At 64.3% G+C, this 25217-nt stretch carries 22 protein-coding genes; 10 read left to right on the top strand and 12 right to left on the bottom strand.

From position 1 onward, the window contains the following. Positions 1 to 9 precede the first annotated feature (9 nt). Complete coding sequence (locus tag ACQHGV_RS16345; RefSeq protein WP_440980281.1) at positions 10 to 1320, bottom strand: O-antigen ligase family protein; 1311 nt, start codon at positions 1318 to 1320, stop codon at positions 10 to 12. 276 nt (positions 1321 to 1596) lie between these two features. On the opposite strand from ACQHGV_RS16345, the gene ACQHGV_RS16340 reads away from it, so the two are divergent. The 5 genes from ACQHGV_RS16340 to fcl all read left to right on the top strand — a co-directional run bounded on the left by ACQHGV_RS16340 (position 1597) and on the right by fcl (position 8247). Next, positions 1597 to 2304, top strand: a complete 708-nt coding sequence (locus tag ACQHGV_RS16340; protein WP_440980280.1) for a polysaccharide biosynthesis/export family protein — start codon at positions 1597 to 1599, stop codon at positions 2302 to 2304. Positions 2305 to 2318: 14 nt separating this feature from the next. Continuing rightward, positions 2319 to 4526, top strand: coding sequence for a GumC family protein (locus tag ACQHGV_RS16335; protein ID WP_440980279.1), 2208 nt, complete (start codon positions 2319 to 2321; stop codon positions 4524 to 4526). Positions 4527 to 4690: 164 nt separating this feature from the next. Further along, positions 4691 to 5770, top strand: a complete 1080-nt coding sequence (locus ACQHGV_RS16330; protein WP_440980278.1) for a hypothetical protein — start codon at positions 4691 to 4693, stop codon at positions 5768 to 5770. 385 nt (positions 5771 to 6155) lie between these two features. Then, complete coding sequence (gene gmd, locus ACQHGV_RS16325; RefSeq protein WP_440980277.1) at positions 6156 to 7283, top strand: GDP-mannose 4,6-dehydratase; 1128 nt, start codon at positions 6156 to 6158, stop codon at positions 7281 to 7283. Positions 7284 to 7293: 10 nt separating this feature from the next. Then, on the top strand, positions 7294 to 8247 hold the full coding sequence (gene fcl / locus ACQHGV_RS16320) for a GDP-L-fucose synthase (RefSeq protein ID WP_440980276.1): 954 nt from the start codon (positions 7294 to 7296) through the stop codon (positions 8245 to 8247). A 1-nt stretch (position 8248) separates the two neighbouring features. Here fcl and ACQHGV_RS16315 read toward each other — a convergent pair whose 3' ends face one another. The 4 genes from ACQHGV_RS16315 to ACQHGV_RS16300 form a co-directional block, all read right to left on the bottom strand. Further along, a complete protein-coding gene (locus tag ACQHGV_RS16315; protein WP_440980275.1) occupies positions 8249 to 8422 on the bottom strand; it encodes a hypothetical protein in 174 nt (57 codons plus the stop codon). A gap of 158 nt (positions 8423 to 8580) precedes the next feature. Continuing rightward, complete coding sequence (locus ACQHGV_RS16310) at positions 8581 to 9219, bottom strand: hypothetical protein (RefSeq protein WP_440980274.1); 639 nt, start codon at positions 9217 to 9219, stop codon at positions 8581 to 8583. Next, positions 9216 to 10232, bottom strand: a complete 1017-nt coding sequence (locus ACQHGV_RS16305) for a hypothetical protein (protein WP_440980273.1) — start codon at positions 10230 to 10232, stop codon at positions 9216 to 9218. The genes ACQHGV_RS16310 and ACQHGV_RS16305 overlap by 4 nt, the downstream gene beginning before the upstream one ends. A 134-nt stretch (positions 10233 to 10366) precedes the next feature. Continuing rightward, positions 10367 to 11914, bottom strand: a complete 1548-nt coding sequence (locus ACQHGV_RS16300; RefSeq protein WP_440980272.1) for an ArnT family glycosyltransferase — start codon at positions 11912 to 11914, stop codon at positions 10367 to 10369. A 183-nt stretch (positions 11915 to 12097) separates the two neighbouring features. Here ACQHGV_RS16300 and ACQHGV_RS16295 point away from each other — a divergent pair, with 183 nt between their 5' ends. Beyond that, complete coding sequence (locus tag ACQHGV_RS16295; RefSeq protein WP_440980271.1) at positions 12098 to 13270, top strand: glycosyltransferase; 1173 nt, start codon at positions 12098 to 12100, stop codon at positions 13268 to 13270. 24 nt (positions 13271 to 13294) lie between these two features. Here the strand turns inward: ACQHGV_RS16295 and ACQHGV_RS16290 are convergent, their stop codons facing one another. The 4 genes from ACQHGV_RS16290 to ACQHGV_RS16275 are packed head-to-tail and all read right to left on the bottom strand — an operon-like array spanning position 13295 to position 15924. Then, positions 13295 to 13732 (bottom strand): DcrB-related protein, encoded by a 438-nt coding sequence (locus tag ACQHGV_RS16290; protein WP_440980270.1) that lies wholly within the window; start codon positions 13730 to 13732, stop codon positions 13295 to 13297. Further along, the gene (locus ACQHGV_RS16285; RefSeq protein ID WP_440980269.1) at positions 13729 to 14205 is read right to left on the bottom strand and encodes a hypothetical protein; all 477 of its coding nucleotides are present in this window, start codon (positions 14203 to 14205) and stop codon (positions 13729 to 13731) included. The genes ACQHGV_RS16290 and ACQHGV_RS16285 overlap by 4 nt, the downstream gene beginning before the upstream one ends. Before the next feature lie 13 nt (positions 14206 to 14218). Beyond that, complete coding sequence (locus tag ACQHGV_RS16280) at positions 14219 to 14686, bottom strand: hypothetical protein (RefSeq protein ID WP_440980268.1); 468 nt, start codon at positions 14684 to 14686, stop codon at positions 14219 to 14221. An 8-nt stretch (positions 14687 to 14694) separates the two neighbouring features. Continuing rightward, a complete protein-coding gene (locus ACQHGV_RS16275) occupies positions 14695 to 15924 on the bottom strand; it encodes a PAAR domain-containing protein (protein ID WP_440980267.1) in 1230 nt (409 codons plus the stop codon). Positions 15925 to 16221: 297 nt separating this feature from the next. Here ACQHGV_RS16275 and ACQHGV_RS16270 point away from each other — a divergent pair, with 297 nt between their 5' ends. Further along, positions 16222 to 18702, top strand: coding sequence for a TonB-dependent receptor domain-containing protein (locus ACQHGV_RS16270; RefSeq protein WP_440980266.1), 2481 nt, complete (start codon positions 16222 to 16224; stop codon positions 18700 to 18702). 117 nt (positions 18703 to 18819) lie between these two features. Here ACQHGV_RS16270 and mobF read toward each other — a convergent pair whose 3' ends face one another. Together mobF and ACQHGV_RS16260 are read right to left on the bottom strand one after the other, a co-directional pair. After that, complete coding sequence (gene mobF / locus ACQHGV_RS16265; RefSeq protein WP_440980265.1) at positions 18820 to 21711, bottom strand: MobF family relaxase; 2892 nt, start codon at positions 21709 to 21711, stop codon at positions 18820 to 18822. Beyond that, positions 21708 to 22505: a hypothetical protein gene (locus ACQHGV_RS16260; protein WP_126053676.1), complete on the bottom strand. Its 798-nt coding sequence runs from the start codon at positions 22503 to 22505 to the stop codon at positions 21708 to 21710. The genes mobF and ACQHGV_RS16260 overlap by 4 nt, the downstream gene beginning before the upstream one ends. Before the next feature lie 128 nt (positions 22506 to 22633). Between ACQHGV_RS16260 and ACQHGV_RS16255 the strand changes: the two genes are divergently transcribed. Continuing rightward, a complete protein-coding gene (locus ACQHGV_RS16255) occupies positions 22634 to 23059 on the top strand; it encodes a helix-turn-helix transcriptional regulator (protein WP_440980264.1) in 426 nt (141 codons plus the stop codon). Between the two features lie 2 nt (positions 23060 to 23061). After that, positions 23062 to 23328 carry a hypothetical protein gene (locus ACQHGV_RS16250; RefSeq protein WP_440980263.1) on the top strand — a complete coding sequence of 89 codons (267 nt, stop codon included), beginning with the start codon at positions 23062 to 23064 and terminating at the stop codon, positions 23326 to 23328. 462 nt (positions 23329 to 23790) lie between these two features. On the opposite strand, the gene ACQHGV_RS16245 is transcribed toward ACQHGV_RS16250, so the two are convergent. Continuing rightward, a complete protein-coding gene (locus tag ACQHGV_RS16245; protein ID WP_440980262.1) occupies positions 23791 to 24657 on the bottom strand; it encodes a hypothetical protein in 867 nt (288 codons plus the stop codon). Between the two features lie 75 nt (positions 24658 to 24732). Between ACQHGV_RS16245 and ACQHGV_RS16240 the strand changes: the two genes are divergently transcribed. Then, entirely contained in the window at positions 24733 to 24981 is a 249-nt protein-coding gene (locus ACQHGV_RS16240) for a helix-turn-helix domain-containing protein (RefSeq protein ID WP_206362449.1), read from the top strand. Positions 24982 to 25217 lie beyond the last annotated feature (236 nt).

Genomic DNA, 25217 nt, shown 5'->3' with positions numbered 1-25217 from the left:
TGTCCGGTGCTAACGCTCGGCGGTGCGGGGCGGCTCGATCCGCGTGCACCAGATGACGGCGATGGCGAACACAACGCCCATCAACGGCGTGCGGAGAGGATAGTCGGTCAAGCTGGCCGCCGCGAGGAACAGCACGATCGCGCTGCCGAGCCGGGCGAACAGCACAGGGATGTCCGAGCCTTGTCGGTTCCGCCATGCCGCGTAGGCGAATATTGCGCCTGCACCGACAATCAGCAGCAGACCGGGAATGCCAGCGGTCAGCGCCACCTCGAGATATTCATTATGGGCATGGTTGGAATAAGTGTCGCGCAGCAAGGCGACCGGCTCGTGTGCGCGATAGACCTCGACATAGGAGCCGATCCCCGATCCCCATGGCAGATATTGCGGCACGATCGGCAGGATGCTTTCCCACAGGCGCGGACGCAGATCGGCGGTCGCGCTGGTCATTCTGTCAAAGGCCAGCCCGCGCGAGGTCAGGATGGCGGCGATCGTAACGATCCCTGCGGCTCCGATCGCGATCGCCACCTTGATGATGAATGCCCGGCGGGCCTTGATCCGGGCGAGCGGGGCGATTTGTGCCAGTCCGTAGAACAGGGTGACGACGAGCGAGAGCAGCCCGACGAACAGTCCCGCGCGCGATCCGGTGACGATCAGCAGCAGCAGAACGGTGAGTGCGGCGCAGGTGGCGAGGATGCCGATCAGCTTGCCGTGGGGACGTGCGCTCCGGTCGATCCGCGCGAGGACCGCTAGCATCGGCAGCATGGCGGCCAGCAGCACGGCCTGATGGTTCTTGTTGGCGAACAGGCCGGCCGCCTCGATGCCGCGTTCATTGCCGTTGGGCGCATAAAGGTTGAAGAGCATCCCCGTCGCTTGCATTAGGCCGAGGATCGCGCTGACGCCCGCCATCACCAGCAACAGACGCAGCAACTGGACATGGTCCTGTCGATCGAGCCCCGCTGCGAGCACCAGCGCGGCTAACGGTACGCTGAGGGCAAACAGAGCGTTCAGCGTTGTCGAGGGGACCAGAGACAGCGGTCGCCAGACAGGAGCGATCCCCGCCAGCGTGTCGAGCGCGGCAACAGGAGTATGACCCGGCAACGCCTGCCAGACCGTGGGAGGCAGCGGGATCAGGTGGATTGCCGTCAAACCTGTGACCAGACCCGCCATCCCTAGCGGTACACGAAACACCCGCCACCGATCGCGTGGCAAGGCGATCAGCCCATAGGCCAGGGCAAGGATCGCTACCGGGCGCAGCAGGAACAGGAACGGCGCATCGGCACGGTAGCTGCCACCAGTCAGAAACGCCAGCACCAGCAGCACTGCCAAGGTCCAGAAGGTTGGCCGGGGGCGGAATGTGCTAGGAAGACGCGCGGACTTTGCACTTCTCCGAGGACGTGCAGCGGCACTGTGCATGACTTAGCTTCTCCATCGTCTGCGGCGGGGCGGATCGCGCAGTTGCGCTGGTTGGGACGGCGTCTGACTAGGCGAAGCGATCGGACTTTGCCAGAGCAGGGCTATCCAAGGATAACTTTACCATTGCTGCACCTGCTTCTATAGACGCGATTGTTTATCCCCAATCACAGATTGTCGGACCGCATGCGTAAGACGTTTAGCACCTTGCTGATTGCCCTCGTGCTGACCGGATGCGCCGGCCGCACACATCTGGAACCCTCGGCCGAACTGACGGTCGTGGAAACCGATATTCTCCCCCCCCCCGACCGCGCCGACCTAACCGCCGCCGACCGCCCTGCTTTGATCGGTCCGCTCGACACCATTCAGGTCGATGTGTTCGGCGTTTCCGAACTGACCCGGGAACTCCAGGTCGATGCCAGCGGACGAATTTCAATGCCGCTGGTCGGAACGTTGGATGCTCGGGGCAAGACTGCGAGTGAACTGGCGGATATGATCGAAACGTCGCTCCGTGGCCGCTACGTCCGCAATCCGCGTGTTACGGTCAACATCCAGAATTCGGTCAGCCAAGTTGTGACGATCGACGGTCAGGTTGTTGAACCCGGTCTCTATCCCGTCACCAACCAGATGACGCTGATGCGCGTCGTCGCGTCGGCCAAGGGGTTGTCGGAATTCGCACGTCAGGACGATGTCGTCATCCTACGTACCGTCGGTAATCGGCGAATGGCGGGATTGTATAATATTGGTGCCATTCGGCGGGGTGCCTATGTCGATCCGCCGATCTACGCCAATGACGTGGTGGTGGTAGGTGATTCACCACAACGTCGTATCTTCCGTGACGTGGTTTCGCTGGCGCCTTTGCTGGCCGGGCCGCTCATCGCTATCTTGCAATAAGGCGTTTCACCCCTATGAATCCCGCATTGCCGATCCCGTCCACGTCCGTACCGACAGGCGATCGCAGCGTTCGTCCGCTACAGGTAGGACCGTCCGAGAACGAAAAAATTTCGATCATTCGACAGTATCTGCGCATTGCGTTGCGTTGGCGCTACGTCATCATCGGTGCGATCGTCGCCAGCGCGCTGATCGGGCTGGTCGTCACCTTGTTGATGACCCCGCGCTATACCGCCACCACGACGATCGAGATCGCGCGCGAATCCAATCGCGTCACCAACTTCCAGGGGGTCGATCGCGAGGCAAGCATTGCCGACCAGGAATTTTATCAGACCCAATATGGGTTACTGAAGGCGCGTTCGCTGGCCGAACGGGTCGCGAACGAATTGCGTCTGGTGAACGATCCGGCATTCTTCGAGATGTTCAACGTCGGCGATGATACCAATCCGGCGTTCAACGTGGTCAACGGTCGCTATCCCGCCAACGGCCGCGCCGAACGGTTGCGCGCTGCGGGCGACGTGCTGCTGAAGCACATCAGTGTCGAGCCGGAGCGGCTTTCCCGTTTGGTAAGCGTTGGTTTCGAGAGCCCCGATCCGGCATTGTCGGCAAAGGTCGCCAACGCCTGGGCCGACAATTTCATCCGCACCAATCTCGAGCGCAAGGTACAAGCGACCGCCTATGGCCGCGACGTACTCCAGCGCCAGCTGGTCCAGCTCAAGGGGCGCCTCGACCAATCGCAACGTCAGCTGGTCGATTATGCGTCGAATGAGCGTATTATCAATCTGCCCGGCCAGAGTGAAGGCAGCGCTGAGCGCCCCATCGTCGTCGATGATCTCGCGGCTTTGAACGCCGCGCTTTCCAAAGCGACGGCAGACCGGATCGAAGCCGAAGCACGCTTCCGCCAAATGGGTCGTGGCGGTGCCTCGGCATCGGCCCTGGTCAACCCGGCGATCAACGGTCTGCGGGAGCGCCGCGCCGAGCTGGCAGCCGATTACCAGCGCCTGATGACTCAGTTCGAGCCGGGGTATCCGGCAGCGCAGGCGCTGCGCTCGCAAATCCGTGAACTGGACCAGAGCATCGCTCGGGAAGAACAGCGTGTCACCGGTTCACTTGATGCCGATTATCGGCAGGCAGTACAGCGTGAGCAGCAATTGCAGACGCGCGTGGACGAACTAAAGTCGCGGTACATCGACGTCCGTCGACGCAGCATCCAGTACAACATCTATCAGCAGGAGGTGGATTCCAACCGGGCATTGTACGATGGTCTGCTGAACCGCTTCAAGGAAATCGGCGTTGCGGGTGGCGTAGGCGTCAACAACATCTCGGTTGTCGACCGTGCCGACGTTCCGCAGAAGCCCTCCAGCCCGCGCATGTTGCTCAACCTTGCACTGGCGTTGATCGCTGGTACGCTCATCGGAGCGGGTCTCGCGCTTGCGCTCGAGCAGATGGATGAATCCATCGCCGATCCGGGGGAGATCGAGCGTCGGCTTGGTTTGCCCCTGTTGGGATCGGTGCCCAAGGTGGTGGGTACGACCCCGCGGGAAGCGCTGCTCAACCGGAAGTCCGATCTGGTCGATGCGTATCTTGCGATACACACCAACCTGCGTTTCACGACCGAACATGGCGTCCCGCGTTCGCTGTCGGTTACCTCGACACGGCCTGCCGAGGGCAAGTCGACGACCGCGCTCGCGCTGGCCACGATGCTAGCCCGCGAAGGACGTCGTGTCATCCTGGTCGATGGCGACATGCGCGCCCCCTCCGTACATGCTTTGGGGGACGTCACACATAACCAGGGCCTCAGCAACTTCCTGTCGGGCGATAATGATATCGAGCGGCTGACCTTCCGCATGGAAGATTTGGGTATCTCGGCCATGTCGGCGGGGCCGGTTCCGCCGAATGCGGCGGAACTGCTGACCGGTAGCCGTCTGTCGCTGCTGATCGAACAGCTTCTCGAGCGCTATGACCATATCGTCATCGACTCCCCGCCGGTCATGGGCATCGCCGATGCCCCGCTGATCGGCAGCCGGGTCGAATGTGTGGTCTATGCGGTGGAATCGCACGGCATTCGCTCGACGCTAGTCAAGACGGCAATCGGGCGCCTGCTTGCCGCGAATGTGCATATTGTCGGCAGCATCCTTACCAAATTTGAACCCCGTAAGGCGCACTACGGCTACGGCTATGACTATGGCTATGGCTACGGTCGCGATACGGGCAGTAAGGATTGACACCGGCCATGGCCCTCTATGCTACCGCCGTCCGATGGGGTGGTCGGGGATTGCTTGGTCTAGGCGCGCTGGTCGCGGCGTATCTTGCTGGCGCACAGTCGCTTGCATCCGCGACGGCGCGTAGCAATCCGGCCCGTGCGACAGTGATGGCGCCATGGGACGGCATGCTTGCCGGACGCTATGCCCGGGCTGCGGTTGGTGTAGCATCGGAGCAGCCGGCACCTGCGGGCGTGACCGACCCACGCATCACGGCAGCGGGAAGCGTAGCGCGATCGGCAATCATCCGTGAAGGAATGTCGCTCGACGCCGTGCTAACCCTTGGCATCGTCGCGCTGGCACGTGGCGACAACGCGCAGGCGCGGGGCTATCTCAACTATGCCCGTGCATTATCGAAGCACAATCTTCAGGTGCAGTTCTGGGCGATCGAGGATGCCGTTGCACGCAACGACATACCTCAGGTGCTTCGCGAATATGACATTGCGCTCCGTACGTCGCAGAACGGGCGTGATGTGCTCTTTCCCGTGTTGGCGCAGGCGATTTCCGAGCCGCCGGTACGACGCGGTGCGATTGATCTGCTGAACCGTCGACCCTATTGGGCGCCAGCGTTCGTCTTCTTTCTGGCACGGGAAGGACCCAATCCAGCAGTCACGGGGGAGGTGTTCCGCGAATTGCGCCATCGTGGTTTCCCGGTCGGCGAAGGTCCCGTCGCAATTCTAATCGATAAGCTGATTGGTGCGGGAGCTTTGCAGGAGGCATGGGGGTTCTACGCGGCCGCTCATTCCAGGGCACGGCGCGATCGCTCACGTGACCCGCGCTTTACCGAGGAACGCCTGGGGCGTTCGGTCTTCGACTGGCAGTTCTTTGGTGATGGCAGTAACCTGGCGTCCATCGAACGCGGCGATAGCGGCAATGTGCTAAGTATCGCTGTCGGAGCGGGCAGCGGCGGGCTGCTCGTCCGTCAGGCCCAGTTGCTTCCCCCCGGACGTTATGTCCTGCGCGGGCGGGGCAGCGTACCCGGACAGTCCGAAGCGGTGCGGCCTTATTGGGAATTACGCTGTGCCGATGGTCGCGATCTCGGGCAGATCGCATTACCCGCTACCTCCGACAGCACGGGGTTCGTACAGAATTTCACCGTGCCGGCGGACTGCCCGGTGCAACAGCTCTCGCTCATCGCACGTCCACATGACCAGGCCGATGCCGTGGAAGGAACGATCGATGCAGTCCAATTGCAACCGGCGGGATAACCCGATGCGGCGCTATCACCGGGCTGCAATCATGCTGCTGCCAATTGTTACGCTTTGGATCCTACCGACATCTGCGCAGACCGCGCGGACACGTGGTAGCCTGCCAAATAGCGTTGGTACCCGTCTTAGTCGGGCTGATTCGGCTCGAGGGGTAAGCCCGATGGGGCGAATTCCAAACCGGCTGCAGACGCGGATCGATAGCCGTATCACGCACAACGTCGATATCGAAGGCAATGCCTCACGTCGCAACGGATTACGGTCGTTCCAACAAGCAGTGCGTAATCAGGAGAATACCACTGCTGCCACCCAAAATCCTTGATCGTTCTTTGTTCTGGTTCAGGACAAGCGTCAAAAGTAGAACTAGATTTATAAAAGGGATTAATCAGTGAGCGGTAAGAAGGTCGCGTTGATCACGGGTGTTACGGGCCAAGATGGTTCGTATCTGGCGGAATTGCTGCTTGAGAAGGGGTATGAGGTGCATGGGATCAAGCGGCGTGCGTCGCTGTTCAACACCCAGCGCATCGACCATATCTATCAGGACCCGCATGCGCCTTCGCCCGACCTGAAGCTACATTACGGCGATTTGTCGGACACGTCGAACCTGACGCGGATCATCCAGGAAATCCAGCCCGACGAGGTCTACAACCTCGGCGCGCAGAGCCATGTTGCGGTAAGCTTCGAGGCGCCCGAATATACCGCCGACGTCGATGGTCTTGGCACGTTGCGCTTGCTCGAGGCGATCCGCTTCCTTGGGCTGGAGAAGAAGACGCGCTTCTACCAGGCGTCGACCTCCGAGCTCTACGGGCTGGTGCAGGAGATTCCGCAGCGCGAGACGACGCCCTTCTATCCGCGCTCGCCCTATGCGGTGGCCAAGCTCTATGCGTACTGGATCACGGTCAACTACCGCGAGGCATACGGCATGTATGCCTGCAACGGCGTACTCTTCAACCATGAGAGCCCGCGACGCGGCGAGACGTTCGTGACGCGCAAAATCACCCGCGGGTTGGCTAATATCGCACAGGGGCTCGAGCCTTGCCTGTACATGGGCAATATCGACTCGCTGCGCGACTGGGGCCACGCCAAGGACTATGTCCGCATGCAGTGGATGATGCTGCAGCAGGAGACGGCGGAGGACTTCGTGATCGCCACCGGCGTGCAGTATTCGGTGCGCGAGTTCATCACCTGGTCGGCGAAGCATCTGGGCATCACGCTACGTTTCGAGGGCGAGGGCGAGGCCGAGATCGGTATCGTCGAAGCGGTCGAGGGCGAGGATGCGCCAGCGGTGAAGACGGGCGACGTAATCATGCGGATCGATCCGCGCTACTTCCGTCCGGCCGAGGTCGACACGCTCTTGGGCGATCCGACGCGCGCCAAAGACAAGCTGGGCTGGGTGCCCGAGATAAGCGTGCAGGAGATGTGCGCCGAAATGGTCGCCGAGGACCTGAATTCGGCCAAGCGCCATGCGCTGCTGAAGCAGCACGGCTATGCGCTGCCTGTGTCGCTTGAATCGTAAGGACGGACTGATGCGGATCTTCGTGGCAGGGCATCGCGGCATGGTGGGCGGCGCGATCGCGCGCAAGCTGACAGAGCGCGGTGTCGAGGTGGTGACGCGCACCCGCGCCGAGCTCGACCTGACCGACCAGCAGGCGGTACGCGGTTTCTTCGCCGAGGCAGGGGTCGACGGGGTGGTGCTGGCGGCGGCCAAGGTGGGGGGCATCCACGCCAACAACACCTATCCGGCCGACTTCATCTACGAAAACCTGATGATCGAATGCAACGTAATCCATCAGGCATTCGCGAGCGGGGTTCGCCGGCTGTTGTTCTTGGGGTCGTCGTGCATCTATCCGCGGGCCGTTGCACAGCCGATGCGCGAGGATGCGCTGCTGACCGGCGTGCTCGAGTCAACTAACGAACCCTACGCGGTCGCCAAGATCGCTGGCATCAAGCTGTGCGAGAGCTACAACCGGCAGCACGGCACCGACTATCGCAGCGTCATGCCGACCAACCTCTATGGCCCCGGCGACAATTTCCACCCCGAGAACAGCCATGTGATGCCGGCACTCATCCGTCGCTTCCACGAGGCGGTCCGCTCGGGTGCGAACCAGGTGGTGATCTGGGGCACAGGTACGCCGCGACGCGAATTCCTGCACGTCGACGACATGGCGGAGGCGTCGCTGTTCGTGTTCGACCTCGACAAGGCGACCTATGATGCCAATACCGAGCCGATGCTGAGCCATATCAACGTTGGTTATGGCGAGGATGTGACCATCGGTGAACTCGCGCATCTGGTAGCGCAAGTGACGGGCTTTGGTGGCGAGATCGTGTTTGACACGAGCAAGCCCGACGGGACGATGCGCAAGCTGATGGATTCGAGCCGGCTCGGCGCGATGGGCTTCAAGCCATTGATCGCGCTGGCCGACGGCGTGCGCGAAACCTACCAGTGGTTCCTCGATCAACACTCCGTCGCCGAACGGTGAGCTATACGGCCGTCGCCTGCCTGTTTGAGCAGGCGACAGTCAGCCCATTCAAGCCAGCAATGGGGTCGGTCGAATAGAAGCGACCATCGCTGAGGATCGGATTGCCACGGCTATGGATCATCTCGGGCGACGGCGTCGCGGCACCGGCGAGCAGGATTAGCAAGGGCAGGATCACATGACGCCCCCTCCTGCCGCGATGGGTCGGCGAGCGGAGTGGAGCGTCATCAGGGATCGTCATAGCGGCATGATATCGCAATCACGCCGCTATGAAAGACAATAGTATACAATCTTAAGGCTCTGTAGGCATGTCGATATGTCGATATGTCGACAGGTCTACGGGAAAAAGCCTTGATCGGCAGGGAGTTCGGCACTGGCGTCCTTCCCGGTATCGCCGTTCAACACCCAGCGATCACCCTCGCGCGTGGCGGCCTGCTCGGCGCTATGCACCTCGTCCAATTGACGGGTAAGGAAGGGGAAGGCGGCACGGATGTCGGCGCGCTGGGTCCAGGCGGGCGGCTGAACGATACGATAGTCGTAGCGCAGCACCTCGCCCTTGACCGCTGGGCCGGTCGCGGCGCCGACATCGCGTGCCTCGGGACGGACCGCGACCACCTGCTTGCGGCCGTAGCAGAGCAAAGGCTCGGCCGGGCTGGTGGGGTCGAGGCGGCGTAGCCACAGGTCACGCTTGCCCGCTTCCGTCGGCTCGATCCGGACGCGCGGACGATCGCCGGTGTCGGGCAAGGCCACACGGCGGATCAGCCCGGCCGCGACCAACGCGTCGACCCTGGGGCCGCTCAGCGCATCGGCGCTGAATTCGATCGGCCATGTGCCCGACAACAGCGGCGCACATTGCCGCTGCCCCTCCACCTGTGCGCGGATCTGGGCGAGTGCCTCGCCGCTGGGCTGGGGCTGGCTCGCCCCTTCGCTGCACGCCGCGAGCAGCGCCAGCCCCGCGACCAGCGCCCGGGTCACGTCCGCAACCCCAGCGGCGCCAGCGGCTGTGTCATATCAGACAGCCAGGTCAGGGTCCGCTCGGCTGCGGCGACCTCCTTCAGCCGGGCCTGTCCGGCATCGCTTTTGCCGAACCAGCCGCCGGGGGCGTAAAAGGCGTTGCCGCGCACATGCTTGTGCACCTTGTCGATCTGATCCTCGACATCGCCGCCCGGGCGGGTGACGCCGACCCATTGCACGGGGCCGCGCGAGGGATCGGTATTGCCGCGCGGATAGTCGCGCGAACTGGGCAGCGCATCGATCGGCTTGCTGGTCAGGCTGTGCATGTTGCCCGGAATGGTCTGGGTCACCAGCTCGTCGGAATCGAGCACCCAGACCATATAGAAGCCGAGCTCGATCTTGGGCGCCAGCCGGGCGGGATCGATCTTGCCATTCGGCTTGTTGGCGATCGGCGCGGCGCGCAAAGAGTCATAGGCGCGCGCCTTGTCACGCTCGCTCAGCGAACCGCTGCGCTCGATCGCGCCGGCCGCCTCGAACGCCAGCAGCTTGTGGTTGATCAGCCACGAATTGAGCTGCTTGTCGCGGTTGAGCGGGTCGGTGGCCAGCAGGTCGCGGCTGTTGCTCATCGCCTTGACGACCGAGTCCTTGATCACCTTGCCCGTCTCGTCCTTGACGATGTCGAGCGCCTTGCCGATCGCGAAGGTGGCGGTCGCATTGGCGGCCACCGCATTATAGACGTTCAGCGCGCGGGTGGTGCTGCGCCCCGCCAGCAGGCGCAGCGCGCCGCGATTGGCCAGCACCCGCAGCGACGAGGTGGCGGCGGTCGCCATCAGGATCGATCCCGGCAGGATCGCCGCGGCGGTCACGAACAGCTCGGCGCGCGCCTTGTCGCTGTCATTCTGCTTCTTGAAGGTGTCGTTGTAGCTTTTGTACGCCGTGTTGTAGGCGATGATATAGGGGTTGCAGACATTGGCCTGCCACGCATCCACCGCATCGCTCACCTGGTTGCGATAGCTTTGTAGTCGATCCGGCATTGTGCCCTCCATCGGTCGTCCGGGGGATGGGCCGCGCCATCGGGACGGTGGTCGAAAGTTGCTCAGTGCGAACGTGGGAGGAACCCTAGGGGGCAATATTATGGGTCGACAAGGGGGTAGCCGCTTCGCCTGGGTTAAGTCGGGCTGTCCAAATCGGCGCGCGACGGACAGTGCGCGGGCGTCGTGCCCGGCCCGGGGCGATAGACCAGCCGCATCCGGTGCGGCCCCGTCGGCACGCAGGCGGCCAGGTGATAGTCGCGCGCCAATACGCCGCGCAGCACCGCGCGGGTGGCGGCATTGCCGAAGGCGAAGCGCGGATAATCGTCGACGATCGCGCCAGGCCTCTGGGCCAGGATGCGGCGGATCTCGGCAACGGGATCGATGCCGATCGCAGCCGCGCTCGCCTCGTCGCGGGTGTTGAGATGGCCGGGAAAGACCCAGCGTGACGGCAGGCAGCTATGGGTCAGCATATAGAGCGCCGGATAGCCGTCATAGACATAGAGGCAGCCGCTGGCCGGTGTCGCCGCGCGCGCGACCGCCATCGCCTCGGCCGCACCGCCTTTTGTACGTTCGCTCAAGAAAAGCACGATCTGCCCGGCCAATGCGATCGCGAGGACGAAGGCGATGGTCCATGTCCGCCGCCAGCGGTCGAACACGGGCGCCGCGACGATCACGGCGGGCAGGACGATGGGCATGGCATAATGCGGGCTGCCGAACCGGCCATAGAGCAGCACCGCCACGACCGTCACCGCCAGCCAGATCAGCAGCACGCCGAAGCCGCCCCGCGCCTCGCCCGGTACGCGACGCCAGGGCCGGCCGAGCGCGATCACCAGCGCCAGCGGCGACAGGATGCCGACGCACGCCGCCAGCCCTTCCAGCTCATCGGCCAACGGCCGCGCCGCCTGTCCGCCAACCGACAGGAGATTGCCGAACAGCCAGGCGGGGCCATGCCCCATCGCGACATAGATGCCGTAAGCGACCAGCGTCGGCAGCAGCGCCAGCGCGATCCACCCCAGCGCCATGCCCGCCAACCGCATCATCGGCACCCGCGTGCGCCACCCGTGCCAGAGCAGGATACAGCCAAAGGCCACCCCTTCGGGCAGCACCGAATATTTGATCTGAAGCGCGATCCCGATCGCCGCCATCGCGACCGCGCCCTGAACGCACAGCCGCCCCCGCCCCTGGACCGCGCGCAGTACCGCGCCCGCCGCCACCAGCATCAGCACATTGTAGAAGACGGGGGACTGCCCCCCTTCCCCCTCCATCAGGTTCAGCCAGAGGATATAGAGGATCGCAGCCACGACCGTGCCGATGGGGCCGGCGAACCGCCGGGCCACCCGGTGCACACCGTAAGCGGTAGCGATGACGAAGCCGGTCGCGACCAGCTTATAGGCCAGGAATCCGTCGCCCCCGAGCGACCGCGCACCGGCATAGAGCAGGAACAGCCCGATCGGCTTGCGATCGAATATGTCGACATAGGGCAGCGCGCCATGCAGCATCCGGTCGCCGACCAGCAGATAGAATTGCTCGTCGAACCCGATCACCGGATTGCCGAAGGTCCGCGCGCGGGCGACCAGCGCGACCAGCGTCAGGAGCAGCAGCACGGTCCCCTGCCCGCCCCAGCCCTGCCCGTTCCGGCTGCGCCGCGCCGTCCATCCCCGCTGACCCTGCCCGTCCTTCATACGACCAGCGGGTGGGTCGCTTTGCGCGCGAAGGCAAGCGGCAATGCGTCGGGGCTGCGATGACAGTCCCTTATGACGCCTGTGTCATGGGGGGCTGTCTATGGACGGGGCTGTCATGCTATCCGGGCGGCCTATGAGCGGGATCATGGGCCATATCGACGAGGATCGGGGCGGGCGGATGACGTGCGCGTCCTGACCTTCCTGCACAGTTTCGAACCAGGTGGGGTGGAGCGGGTCGCGCTACGCCTCGTCCATCGCTGGCGCGCGACCGGCGTCGATGCGCCGTTGTTCCTGGGGCGGACCGATGGCGCGATGGCGCGGGATGTCGGCGCCGACCTCGATTTCGTAACGCCGCGGCGTCGCTGGCCGGGCATCGCGCATTGGGAAACGCTGTGGATGGTCGCCACGCTGCCGCGCGCGGTGCGGACGATCCGACCGGACGTGCTGTTCTGCGCGGGCAATACCTATGCCTTTGTCGCGGTGATGCTGAAGCTGATCCTGGGCCGCGATTGCCCGCCGATCATCGCCAAGATCAGCAACAATCTCGACCGCACCGACGCATCCTGGGTCTACCGTGTCTTCTATCGCCTCTGGCTGCGTATCCAGGGGGTGGCGATCGACCATTTCGTCGGCATGGAAAAGCCGATGCGCGCCGAGATCGTGCAATGCATCGGCGTCTCGCCCGCGCGCGTCGCGATCATTCCCGATCCCGCCTTGTCCGAGGCGCAGATCGCAGCCCTGCGCCAAGGTGCGCCGGTCGCGCAGCCGCGCGACGGCACCGGCCACCGCTTCGTCACCGTCGCGCGGCTGGCGCCGCAGAAGAACCTCGCGCTGATGCTACGCGGTTTCGCGCGCGGTGCCGCACCCGCCGACACGCTCACCATCTTCGGTGAGGGCCCCGAACGCACGATGCTGGAGGCATTGGCGGTGGAACTGGGCGTGGCCGACCGGATCGCGTTCCGGGGTTATGTCGCCAATCCCGCCAGCCTTCTGTCGGGCTACGACACGCTGCTCCTGTCCTCGCATTATGAGGGGGTGCCGGCGGTGATCCTCGAGGCGCTGGCCGCCAATATCGGCATCATCTCCACCGACTGTAGCCGATCAATGGCCGCGCTCCTGCAACAGGGCACGCTGGGCACGCTGGTGCCGATCGGCGACGAAGCAGGCTTCGCAGCCGCCATCCGCGCCGCCCGCCCCCGGGCCCAGAACGCCCAGCGGACCCTGCACCAGGCGCGCCGCTTCACCATCGAACATGGTGCGGACCATTATATCCGCGTGATGCGCACCCTCCTGCACCGCCGGGCCGTGCAAGTGCCCGCCCCGCGTATCGAGGTCCCGATCGCGCCGCAACTCTGAGCCCTGCGCACAGGGCCTGTCGCCCTATGTCAGCCGCAGCGTTTCCAGCATGGCATGAAACTGGGGTTCGAGCGCGGCCATGTCGCCGCGCGGTGCGGTGGCCGCCGCGACTACGACCGTATCGGGGCCCGCCGGCAGGAAGGACAGCCACTGCGCCAGCGGCTCCGCGCCATCGGTCCACACGAGCCGCATCTCGGCGGTCGGCAGGTCGGGCGTGGCGTGGCGGCGCATCAATTCTGCATAGCCGGGTTTGCCCTTCCAGCGCATGATCTCGTCTTCGACATATGCCTCGATCCGCCGGGCGATGTCGGCAGGGGCCTGTCCGCCGCCCCCCAGCACGTCACGCGTCACCACCAGATTGGCCGCGATCCCCGATACGCCGGGAGGTGCCGTCAGCACCAGCATCGATCGGTCGGTCCACCCCTCGGGACAAGCGATCTCCATGCCCTGCGTCCGGCTCACGACCGCGCCCCCGCCGGTGGCCAGTGCCCTTCCTTGACCATTTCCAGCACCTCGTCGCTCTTGGGCGGCGGAAACGGATAGCCGCGCGCCTTCAGCTTGGCGATCACGCGCAACCGCGCCTGGTCCTCGTTCGATCCGGGAATGACGCGGCTGGTTTGGGTGCGCTGGGCGGCGGTGATGCCGAACTGGTCATGCGCCCAGATATCCGCACCGTGATCGATAAAGGTTTCGACCATGCCCCATTGCATCGTTTCGGCCGCCGCAATCATTGGCGTGCTTTGATTGGCCGGGTCGCGTTCGTTCAGGCCGACGCCCTGTTCCGCTAGCTGGCGAACCCTTTCAGGCCGGGAATGCATTACAGCCCCCAACATCGGCTGTATTGCCGTATTGTTCGTCACTGTGCTCTCCCCCGAGCACCCAGTCGCCAATAGGCAGCCGATCGTCACGGCATAGACCTGCCAAATGATTTTCATACCCTTCGCTCACCTATGACTGCGCTCCCGTCGGTGGCCAGCGTCGTTCCTCGACCAGCTTCAGCACCTCGTCGCTCTTCGGTGGCGGAAAGGGATAGCCACGCGCCTTCAGCTTGGCGATCACGCGCAGTCGTGCCTGGTCCTCGTCTGATCCGGGAATGACGCGGCTCGTTTCGGTACGCTGAGCTGCGGTTATTCCGAATTGATTATAGGCCCAGATGTCGGCCCCGTGATCAATGAGAATTTCGACCACGGTCCATTGGTTTGAGCCCGCGGCAAAGATCATCGGCGTATCATTGTTGGTGTAATAGCGTTCGTTCAGGCCGACGCCCTGACCCGCCAGGCGACGCACCTCATTGGTCTTGGCATGCATGACGGCACCTAACATCGGCTGGATCGCCTGCTTGTTCGCCACCGTGTCTTCTCCCGAGCATCCTGCTGCCAGCAAGCCGCCAGCTATCATCATTACGTAACGTCGCATAAGCTGTCCTAACCGCATCCGTTGCTGACTAGATCGAGTGCAATTGAACGCTGTTTCATATGGAGCGCTGGGATAACCTCGTCCATCAAGTGCAAATTGACCGAGCGCATCGCGGCATATTTACCGGCGGCTACGATACCGTCGCTTTCATAAGCCTGACGTATTCCATCTTTTATGTCGGGTTCGTCTGGGGGCAACGGCCAGGCGCGGGTTTCAGCTGTCCGCGGCATTCCCGGGATTGCCTGACTGGAACGTAATATTTCGCCCTTGAGATAAACGCCGTCTATTTCGGATGGTAGCGCGTTAGGTACGGTGTCGCTGCGCAAACCTGCCGCGTTGAACGTCGTTGCTGGCAGGCCAGACGAGCGCGCTGCTGCTGAGGCCATGCCACCACCTAATGAATGCCCAGTGAAACGCGCGTTTCGCCCCATGCCGCCTGGTGCATTGGCGACCGTATCGCCGATATTCTGTGCATGGGTATAATAGAACGCATCCATCCCCAGGCCTTGGGCAAAATTCTGCCCCCAATCCGAAGCACTGGTCATGGTCGTCCCCTTGAACGCCACCAGCGGCGCGCCCGTCGCATTGTTGACGAACACACCGGCACGAAACTCGGTGGGTTCGCTCGTCGTGGGATCGATGGGATGCTCCAGCATAGCTTCCGTCAGGTTCAACCGGCGCAGATCCTCAGGCGTGGCGTTGCGATAGCCGGGCGGCGGGGTGCGTTCGCCGGGGGGATCATACACCGCCTGCGCGGCCTGTGCTTCAACGAGGAATTGCGCGATCTTGGCGGCGTCCGCACGTAACAGGTCGCAGGTCGAGGGCGGTGGTCCCTCGCCGATCCGGACATCGGGCGATCCCTCCAGGATGAGAGCACCGCAATCGAGCGTGTCGGAAACCCGCGCCGCCTCGCGCTGGTTGATGGAGACCGTACGAGACCCGCTGACGACCGTGCGCAGGCCGCTATGCTGGCGGCACTGGCCGGTCGATAGGATCGTCATGGTGGCGGGGCGGCCGTTGATGAAGACGTCGCGCGATCCGAGCGTCAGCTGGCCATCGGCCGGCGCCCAGCGTCCACCGCTCAGCCCGCGCGCGATCAGTCGGCCGAGATTGCCGGCGCGCATGTCCACCTCGCTGCGGCGGGCAAAGAACAAACCGTCCAGTGCTTCCCCGAACAGGCTCTGGCTAAAGCTGTGGCCGATCGGATCACCCACTCTGGCGGCGGCATTCATGCTCATCGCAGGCGCTTCTCCCTGCATGTCGTCGCGATCGTTTGACCTTATTCGACAATCGTCGGACGGGTAAACAAGCCATATCTTCACGTCAGTTATGAAAACCACGGCAGGCGGCCACCGCGATATTCCGTCGATACGGCGAAGCACGAGCCTTAATTGTGACATGATTGCCACACTAAACATCACCATCACGTCGGCGATGGGAGTGGCTGGGCGATGGGGTACAGGGAGCGCGCGCGGCCGAGGGGCGGCGTGGGATGGTCGGCGGTTGTCCTGGGACTGGCGATACCAACAGGGGCGATGGCGCAGGCCGATCCCGGCGAACAGGCACCCCCTGCGGAAGTCACCGTCACCGGCAAGCGCATTCCCGGCTCCATCATCGGCGCGGTCGAGCCGGTCGCGGTGCTCGATGCCGAGGCGATTGCGGCGCTGGGCGCGCCCAGTCTGGCCGAGTTGCTCAAGCGCGTGAAATCGCTGACCAGTTCGGCGAGCGGGGGCGAGCCGGTGATGCTGCTCAACGGGCGGCGCATATCGGGCTTCGCCGAGTTCCAGAACCTGCCCTATGAGGCGATGGAGCGGATCGAGGTGCTGCCCGAGCAGGAGGCGGCGCGCTTCGGCTATCCACCGACGGTGCGGGTGATGAACTTCATCACCAAGAAGAAATTCCGCGCGGTCACGCTCCAGGTCCTGCCCGGCATCGCGACGGACGGAGGCGGTGAGACCAATTATGCCGAGTTGACCTCGGCCCGGATCGACGGCCCCCGCCGCCTGACCTTCAACCTGTCGCACTTCCGACAGAACCCCGTCCTTCAAAGCGAGCGCGCTGTCGTGCCCGATCCCGAGACGCTGTTCGCGACGACGGGCAATGTGACGGGCGTGAACGGTGCCAGCCTGGACCCCGCGCTCGACCGGCTGGCGGGGCGGGCGGCGATCCTATCGGGGGTGCCGGTCGATCCGGCCGCGCGGGCGTCGCTGGCGGCCTATGCGACGACCCCGGTCGCGGTCACCGATCTGGGACCCTATCGCACCCTGATCCCGCGCACCGACACCATCCATGCCGAAACCGGTATCGCCAGCCCGCTCGGCAAGTCCCTGTCGGGATCGCTGACCCTGTCGATGGAGGCGAGCCAGAATCGCGGGCTGAACGGACTGGCACCGGCCGTACTGGGGGTGCCCGGCGGGGCGGGGGCGCTGCCCTTCGCCAATGATGCGCTGCTCTATCGCTATCTGCCCGCAAGCGTGCTGCACCAACGGACGACCAGCATGGCGCTGCATGCGGGCGGCACGCTTCTGGGTGATGTCCGCCGCTGGAGCTGGGCGGTGACGGGCAATTACGACCGGCTGGTCTCGCGGAACAGTTCGGAGACGGGCGTGCCGTTGGGGGCGCTTCAGGCGGCGATCGATGCGGGCGGCGATCCCATGGCGCCGATCGATCCGGCGATCGCGGCGCAGCGCCTTGTCAACCGCAGCCGTGCGACCTCCGACACGCTGGGGATCAAGGCGACCGCCAATGGCCCCATCGTCCGCCTGCCCGCCGGCGAGGCGCAACTGACCGTTACCACCGATTACAGCCGCATCGACAGCCAGGCACGCTCGAACCTCGCGCTCGCGGACCCCGGCGTCGGACGCACCATGCGCGGGGCCAGCGTCAATGCGACGGTGCCGATCGCCTCGGCGCGCGAAGGCTCGCTGTCCTTTCTGGGCGAGATGCAGCTCAGCGGCATGGCGGGGGTGTCGCAGGTGTCCGACTTCGGCCGGCTCAGCACCTCCAATCTCGGGCTGACCTGGTCGCCCGTCCGCCCGGTCCAGCTCAACGCCTCGGTCAATGTCGCGCAGACCGCACCCGCCGTCACCCAGCTGGTCGCGCCGGTGCTGACCACGCCCAACACGCCCTTTTTCGACTATGTGACCGGGCGCAGCACACTGGTCACCACCATCATGGGCGGTAATCCCGATCTGGCGCCCGAACGGCGTCGGATCACGACGCTCGGCATCGCGCTCCAGCCGATCCGGGACAAGGATATCCGGCTGAGCGTCGATTATCTCGACACGCGGATCGACAACCAGGCGGCCTCCTTGGGCGGGGCTACTCCGGCGTTTCAACGCGTTTTCCCCGACCTGTTCCGTCGCGACGCGCTCGGCCAGTTGATCAGCGTCGATCTGCGCCCGGTGAACCTGGCGTTCGAGCGCGAGCGCAAGCTGCGCATGACCGTCGATCTCCAGGCGACCCTGGGCAAGGCCCCACCGCCCCCGGCCGCGCCGCTCGCCCCCGATGCGGCCAAGACCGCGCCCCCGCCCCGCCCGCCCAAGCCGCGATTGCAGATGCGGATGTCGGCGACGACCAACTACCGGCTGGAGGATCGGCTGACCCTGCGCGACGGCGGGGCGGTCCTCGACCTGCTCGACGGTGCGACGCTCAGCGGCACCGGCGGGCGACCACGCTGGGACGTCGAGCTGAACGGCTCGGTCAATTACGGGATCGCCAATCTGGGGATGTATGGCCGGGTCCAGGGGCCGACCCGCATCCGCAGCGACATCGCCGCCTCCGACCTGCAATTCTCGGGGCGGACCTGGCTGGTCGTCTACAGCTTTCTGGACACGCACAAGATCGTGGACAAGCCCTGGACCAAGGGCCTGATGATCCACTTCACGATCGAGAATCTGCTCAACGACCGGATCAACGTCACCGATCGTAACGGCCAGACGCCGAACCGCTTCCAGCCGGCGCTGATCGACCCGGTGGGCCGATCGATCCGGATCGGGGTGCGCAAGCTGTTCTGAACTGGGGTGGTAGGACGCCGATTCCCGCCGATCGCAACGGTTCGGACGCGCGCGACAAGGGGGGTGGTGAGAGGATGGTCAAAATCCGACGTCCCAATGGCTGCTATCCTATCACACCTACATTTCCAGACCGAAGTCCCGCGACCGGCCCCCGCCCCCCGATGGTCCATCAAGCGACAGATGTTTTTCCGGCACCTGTTTGACCACGTCGAGCGCTGAGGTCTTGTTGCCGGTATTGCGGGTGACATGCCTTTCGACCTTTCGCCCGTCGTCGACCACCAGCGCCACCTTGTCTGCCACGCGGGTCAGCGCGACCAGAAAAGAGCGCTCAGTCAGCAGCTTGCGCTCCGACGACCGCATTGCCACGATACCGTGGTCGGTCGTGATCCCCTGCGCGACATGGACGTTGATCGCATAGGCAAGGTCCAGCCGCTCGGCCATACGATCGCCGGACGCGATCTCATGCACAGCGCCGTCGACGAGTGAGGACACGACCAGCCTGCCCCTGCCCACCTCATCCACCCGCGCCATCGCACCGTTATCGAGCTCGCGGGTCTGGTCGTTGTCGCTCCAACGGATACGGTCGCCGACGTGCAACTCGACTTGCTTCAACGCGAAAATCGACACGGCATCGCGGTCGAGGTTCTTGGCTAGCCGACCGGGACGAAACAGCTTTTCGGTCCCGTCCGCCATGCCGAGCCGCACTCGATCCTCGTCGACGCCAGTCACGACACCACGATCGCCCCGGACGAGGCCCTGGCTCGGCAGATTGGTGCGCACCTCCACCACATGGCCGGGCCGGTAGGCGCGCATCAGCCGCGCGCCTTCCCTGGTGGCGTTGACCCGGTCGAGTACGGTGAACGATGTGCCGGTAGCGGCGATCTCGCCACGCGCCTTCAGTTCGGCCTGCACGGCCTGGTTGGCCTCGCTCCGCATGGTGCGGCCGGCGGTCAGAAGGAGGGTGGCGTCACGCTCGGCTCGCGGTAGCGTTGCCCACTGCGCTGCAGCCGTGGTCGCCACCTCGCTGCCCGGCACTTCGGTCGTGGCAGGCCTGAGCAACTCGAACGTGCCCGACACGTCGCCGCGGTCGAGTGCGGCCGTGACCGCCTTCATCTGATCGGATCTGGAACGCAAATTCTCGGTGATATGGGCTGTGACGACACCGGCTCGCTGGCTCGCTTCGAACGGCTTGCCGGCTGCGATCGCGGTCAGCTGGCGAGTATCGCCGGTCTGCACGACGCGCGCGACGCCCGTGATATTGGCAAGCCGCACGATCCGTTCCATGTCGCGCGTACCGAGCTGCCCGGCCTCCTCGACCATGATGATCGAACCCGCCAGCTCCGCTTTCACGCGGGCGACCTGTTCCGGTCGGGCGGTGCCGTCGATCACGCGGGCATGACGCGTCAGAAAACGGGCGACAGTGCTCACGTCCGCCCCGGTGTCGCGGCCGAATTCACTCGCCTTCACGCTGGCGATGGCAAGCCCGATCACCGTCCGCCCCTCCGCCTTCGCTACCGCCGTCACCGGCGCCATCGCGGTGGACTTGCCGCGTCCCGACCCGCCCTGCACGTTCACCACCCGATCGGACGAGGACAGCATCAACACGGCTGCGGCTTCCTGGCCTGGATTGAGCCGGCGCAGCCCCAGCTCGCGTGCTACCTCCTGCACCCGGATCGCGGCGTCGACCGGCGGAACGATCGGGGCGGACTGCCCCTTCCCCGCCTCGACCGTGGCAAGATACGCCTGCTCCAACCGCACCGCGCCCTGCGTCGTCACCATGCGATCGTCGTCGTTGAGCAGCAGGCCTTTCTCCTGCAGCAGCGCCAGCCGGGCCTCGACATCGCCGACCGTCACCGGCCCGCCACGCGACAGGCTTTCGCGGATGAGTTCCAGCCGGTCGAACGCTGCCTCCCGTTCGCCCAGGTCGCGCACCGCCGATGCGACCGCGTGCGCTACGGCATAAGCTCGCGGCTCCAGCCGTCCCAGCCGTTCGGGCACCAGCGGGTCGCCGTCGCGCGGGGTCAGCCCCATACGGCCGGCGATGGCCACCCCACGCTCGCCTATTCCGCGCACGCCCCGCACCGTGCGCGTCCACACATCATACCCCCGCCGCGCCTCCGCCAGTGCATCCTTCACCAGCGCTGTCGGATTCAGCCCCTTCTCAACAGCCAGCTTCCGCCATCCTTCCGCGCGCTGCTCTGCGGCAATATCTGACGATTTGGGCGCGCGCGTCGCCAGCGCCGCATATTCGCGCGTCTGGGCTGTGTTCTCCAGTCCGCGTTCCTTGATGTATGCGTCGATCTCGGCCGATCGGCCGGAAAATGCTTCCACCACCGCGCGGGACACGCCGGCAATCTCGAAGGCGCCGTTGCGGCCGTCGTGCCGAGGGATAGTGGCAAAGCCGAGCGTCTCAACTCGGCTGCGGAGTGCGGACAGAAACACCGCATCCATGACATGCTGGCGCTCGTACAGCTGGTCCGCGTGCAGGGCCCGCCACTGGCCGTCCGCAGTGCGGGTCGCGTTGGCGATGACGTTATGGACGTGCAGCTGCGGCTCGCCGCTGCGGTTCACGTCGTGAAGAAAGGTAGCGGCGACGAACCGGCCGGTCATCTCGGGGCCCTGTCCCTTGCCATTCCAGACCCGCCCTTCGGCAATGTTGCGCTCCGTCCAGGTGAGAGTCGCGGCCGCCGCCTCGCGCACCGCAGTCACCAGCCGTGCGTCCCCGCCCACAAGCGCCAGGATCGACACCGACTTGGGCACGGACATGGTGATGTCCCAACCCGCCCGGTGTTCACCTCGTTTGGCGTCCAGAACGACGCCATTGGGGAGTTTGCCGGCCAGCACTTGTTCGAACCGCTCGGCATCGACCGGCCCGGACAGACCCAGCTCGGCGGCCCCCTCGCCTGCCCAGGCACTGACCCCTTCTGCCTGATCAGCGGTATAATAATTGTCGCGAGCGTAATAGGCGGCTGCGTCGGAGGCCGAACCGACCGCCGCAACCGAGATCACTGTTTGCCCTGTGGCGTACCGGGTGTCGCCCGGACAGTGACCTTGCTTGCCTTCCCTTCGAACTGTGTCCGGCAGCTATCGGTTGCCAGCCGGTAGTTCACCAGGGCGCAGACCGCCTGGTCTCCGCCGCCTAGCAGATAATTGGCCGATCGAACGGCGAACCACGATGGCGGCAGCGCCATCGCTCCAACGAAGTAGCTGGAGACGGAGAGCAGCCAGATGACCGCCAGCGCCGCACCTACCTTGCGGCCTGACAATTCCCTGTCCCAGATGGTGTAGCTGACGTTTGTCCGGGGCTGTCGCTCGAGGCTCCTGATGGCGGCGGTGTTCTCTCGTAATAGCTCGCTATGGTCGCGCTGCCGCTCGTCGATGGCGTCTAGACGGGGTTGCCTGTCGATCCGCTCGGCAAGCAGCAACATTTCCGCTCTGATCGGATTCAAGCTCGCGGTGATGCGCTCGGGCATGCCCTTGATAAACTCGGCCCGGACCCGCGTCAGCGCCAGCTGATCCTCACGCTCGAGCTTGTGCATGTCGCTCTCATGCGCTGCCCAAGCTTGGGCGATGCGGTCGATCTCCATGACCGCCTTGTCCAGCCTGGCTCCGAAGGCGACGACATCACCGGGCCCCAGTTGCTCGGGCCGATCGAATACCGCCCGCCCATCCCGCCACGCATCGAGACATTCCCGAACGAACGATTTGGCGAGGGTCGCGCGCTCGACCCCGCGCTCGGCCGCACAACGGGTAAGGGCTGCATCGTCCTCGTCACCGAGCCGCACATTGACCTGACCGCCCATGAAATCTTCGTCCCCCGCCAAGTGAAATTCCGGCGAATTGCTTGTCGCCGGCACCGCTATGGTGTCACGATAGCGTTGTGGTGGAGAATTGCTATAATGAGCAGGATGACGGAATAGGCCATGACGACGTGAGCGGTTCATCCACTATCGGCGAGCGAATCAAGGCGGTACGGCTCAGAGCTAACTTGGGACAGGAGGCGTTCGCCAAGGCGCTGGGCTATGCCAAGCGTACATTGGTCGGCTGGGAACTAGGCGAGGCGGAGCCACCAGTCGCCCTAATGGCAAAGCTCCGGCACACTTACGACGTCGATCCCGAATGGGTGATCCTGGCCAAGGACACCGTCCCCCAGAGCTATTACGGCCCCGTCGACTGGGACCGGCTTGATCGCCTACGCAGCGACGTGGACGCCGTTTGCAGGGACGTAGGGCTAAAGCTGCCTGACGAACGCAGTCAGGCGCTCGCACGCGTACTATACGACGGGGGGGCGGACGCGGGCGCCGCCAATCGCAGGCAGCTGCGCGGCACGTTGCTCGCCTTGTCGCTGGGGGATTGAAGATGAGCGGACCTTCGAAGGAGCAGCTAGCGGCCTGGACGGCCGATACCAAACGCGTCGGGTTCGCGCGGCGCAACTGGCCCGTCGTGCGCCGATTGGCGGGGCTGACCGTCGCACTGTTGCTGGCAGGCCTAGCCGCCAGTCTGCTGGATTACTCCTCTGTCCTGACAGCGGCTTGCTGGGTGGCGGCGGCCATCGCCGGCATGGCCATGCTCGTCTGGTTCCTCGATCCCCGCCGCTTCAAACAACGGCCGCCTGGCACGTTCTGATCGCGCTGGCGCAAGCACACAGCAGGGTTCGATACCGGCCGGTGCTGGCGCCCCGGTCTTATCCATGACGCTTGCCGAGAGATGGGCCGTGCCTTCAAGGGGCGGCGCACGGGCCGCATGCCTGCGACCCTCAGGCGCCGTACAGTCCGATGAAGCATAGTCTCCGTAGCGCTGTAGCAGCCTTGTAGCACGTCAGAAGGCAGCTTTCGTGAAAGCTGTAGCACGATCGATATTATGCTACAGTCATGATAAATATTGGTTTTTCGATCCGCGCGCGACCGCTATCCATAGCGTGGTGTGTGCCCCTTCCCTGCACGATCCGGACGCTTGCCGTATCGATGCCGTGATGCTCCGGCATTCATTCCGGCTTCCGGCGGGGCACCCAGACCGGCTTGTCAGCCGGATAGTGGACTCGTGGTCATTCTACTTCGATTGCGCCATCCATGGCGCGGGACAGCAGGTTCAATGCGAGCCGCTGTAGATACTGCCCGTTACCGGTTCTGCTGCAACCAGTAGCCTCTCGGCGGCACGACGCTGCCGCGCCCAGGCGCGTTGATCTTCGCCGATCCGAGAATCTTCGTCTCCGGGCTCTGAACCCAAGGCAGGTTCGGGTTTCTCCATCACCCGGACCCCCTCAGCACGTAGTGCCGCCTCCTTGCGTCTGGAACGCTCCTGCTGGATCGCGATGGTCATGTCAGACCTGACAAGGACGTAATCGGGCTCGTACCGATGCTGGCGCATCAGCTCAGCGAGCGCGTGGACAGCGAGGTCATCACCGACCACGGCATGAACCGCGCGCAGCCAGCGGGGCGAGGCGTAACGGTGCTTCAGCGTCCAGAGTATCCGCCCTGTCTCAGTGCCGAGCAGCACAATCCAGAGGATGACCATGCCTTGCCCGAGCACGAGCGGCCTGGTCCCGATCGCCTTGGCGATACCGATCGTCGCTATCAGCATCGGCAGAACGGCCATGAGGCTGATCCCATAGGGAATGATGCTCAGTTGGCTCACCTCCCATCGTGCGACTAATCGGTCAGACACCGGGATACGCTTAGCTACGCAGGGACCATGGCTGCTCGTTGACCAGCTATCGTTATGCTGAAAATGGTTATGGGTCCCGCTGTCCCGGCGATCGTAGTGCTGCCATTCACACTGGCAATCATTCGGCTGGGTGGAGCCATAGGGATTGCCGGCGACGTCGGGTGTCTCCGCCCCGGCGATCGTCGGGAATCTGGTCACCGGATTGATGTCCATGCCGTCGCTGCCGATCCTCAGGTTATCCGGCATTGTCCTGTCTTCGAACCAGATGGCAATGCGCTCGAACAGTCTCATGTCAGCACTCCCGATCGGCTGTTCACACGATATACGCTTTCCGTATATTGCTCAAGCCGGTCTAGATACTTCGGGGTGCCCATCTCCCATGCCCCATCTGACCTGCACGCCCGCATCGTTGCTGCGCTGACCGTAGCGCGGCGGGACGCCGGCCTTCGTCAGGTCGACCTCGCGAAACGGCTCGGATGGAAGCAGGCTTATGTATCGCGCTACGAGACCGGCGAGCGTCAGTTGAGCGTGGATGAATATGTCGCAGTTGCGCTGGCGATCGGGGTTGATCCAGTGGCCTTGCTCAGTGAACTTCTCTCTGAAAACCGGTCGTGATCTGTGTTTAGGGCCACCTGTCGATGCGATGTACGATCAGCTTAAACATATTCCGCCGTCGTTCGGTAAATCAAAAAGCGCCTTCGCTATGGTGGTGCGACGTTGCAGCTGAGTAGCAGGCAAGATATGTGTTGTACCGGTACACACGTCAGCGCGTCCCGGTACAACACGGTCCTTACTCGCCTCAGGCTCGAGAGTATCCTTACTTTGCGAGGCGGATGGTAGCTACCGCCACT

The sequence above is a fragment of the Sphingomonas pseudosanguinis genome, assembly GCF_052056765.1.
GTDB classification, from domain to species: domain Bacteria; phylum Pseudomonadota; class Alphaproteobacteria; order Sphingomonadales; family Sphingomonadaceae; genus Sphingomonas; species Sphingomonas pseudosanguinis.
This window is presented reverse-complemented; position numbering and strand designations above follow the sequence as displayed.